2 protein-coding genes are annotated in these 1,516 nt (G+C 36.1%); both read left to right on the top strand.

The window, feature by feature from the left end:
- The first annotated feature begins 132 nt into the window (after window positions 1–132).
- The gene (locus BUC17_RS13840; RefSeq protein WP_073365515.1) at window positions 133–771 is read left to right on the top strand and encodes a DUF7079 family protein; all 639 of its coding nucleotides are present in this window, start codon (window positions 133–135) and stop codon (window positions 769–771) included.
- 166 nt (window positions 772–937) lie between these two features.
- Window positions 938–1,324, top strand: a complete 387-nt coding sequence (locus BUC17_RS14045; RefSeq protein WP_143161829.1) for a hypothetical protein — start codon at window positions 938–940, stop codon at window positions 1,322–1,324.
- Window positions 1,325–1,516: the final 192 nt, after the last annotated feature.

The following is a 1,516-nucleotide window of genomic DNA, read 5'->3' as shown; positions in this document are numbered from 1 at the left end:
TAGTAAATTCAAGTTTACTTTTCGCAAGAAATTTTATCTTTGATAGAAAATAATCGGTTCCGAAGTTCGCAACCTCGCCAAGCGCCGGAACGTTAGCGGTCAGGCTAAATGACGACACCGAAACAGAAACAAATGGAATTTATAAAACGACTTTTCAAAACAAACAAAAAACCAAGTGACAGTTGGACAATGTTTAGCACTTCAAAATCAGAAGTGAAAGAATTGCTCGTTTCTACTGGACAATTGACAATTGGTGACGACTTTTTAAAAATTGAAAACTATCCATTTGAACCTTCTATCGCATACGGACAAACTATCTTCAAGACAAATCAAATTGACGACATAGACTTTAAATCATATCCACCGACATTTAGAGTTGGTAACGAACTAATTTATTTAACGTCCGAAAAGAAAGTTGAACTTGAAGAGTTTGCTAAAAAGAATAATATCAAGACAATTGAGCGACCAATGATTTGGGGTTGGATACTTGAACCATTTTTAGACACAGAATTTACAACCGAAACAGACCAAAGACTAACAAAATTATTAGAAAGTTATGGTTTGACAACTGACCAGGTTAAATCGTTGCGGACAGAAGTAGAAACTCAAATGTTAAAATATAACTTTGATACAATGCTTTGGGAATGGGGTGGTTTTGACGCTTTGGACGTTCTAAAAGCAATGCGGACAAAATACAAAAAGGAAGAGTTTGGCGATTTTTACAGACGAGTTATGGAAATAGCGTTACTAACAAAAAAAACTGGCGAATGAAAGAAGCCCGAACCGCTAACAGCCGTTTTGCAAAAGCGGGGGTTTCGTGCTTCTATGAAAGTGAAGTGCTAAATTCAAGTTTTGTGCATCTAATGAAGTTTAGTGCTGAAAACCCCGCCTTCGCAAAGCGGCAAACCGTTGTGCGCAAGCTTATAAAACCGTATCGATGAGAACCATATTTGTAAAATTGAAAACTGGAAATATTGAAATCAATCACATTCGTGAAATGGTAAATGAGATCGAGAGGGAGAATTATACTTTAAAAAAATGGTTTCCACGCCCTGGATTAAAAGAAAAAAATACAGAATTAGTATCGAGATTATATATTGGCCAGTCATATGACAAAAATCAATTTGATCTAGTCGAAGATGGTTGGACTCATGATCATTGCGAAATTTGCTTTGAAGCAATCGGAGAAGATGAAAGTGAATATTTGGAAAACGAAGGTTATTTTGATGGATATGACTGGATTTGTAAATCTTGTTTTGAAGAATTAGTTTTAGCTGACAACATTGAGATGAAGTTAAATGGATTAGAAAAAATTGAGGAGTAAAAAGAAAGCCTGCGCACAACAGCCGCTAGCCGCTATGGCTGGTAAGTGCAAGTTTTACGTTTGGTTTACACGAAAAACATTTATCTTAGTAAGAAATAATCGTTTCGCTTTGACCGCCACAGTCGGCTAGCGGCATTCCAAGATCAAAAACAAGTTTTTAAGCCGAAAATTTACTTAATTCTACATAGGGCG

It is taken from the genome of Flavobacterium fontis, from assembly GCF_900129405.1.
GTDB lineage: Bacteria > Bacteroidota > Bacteroidia > Flavobacteriales > Flavobacteriaceae > Flavobacterium > Flavobacterium fontis.
This window is presented reverse-complemented; position numbering and strand designations above follow the sequence as displayed.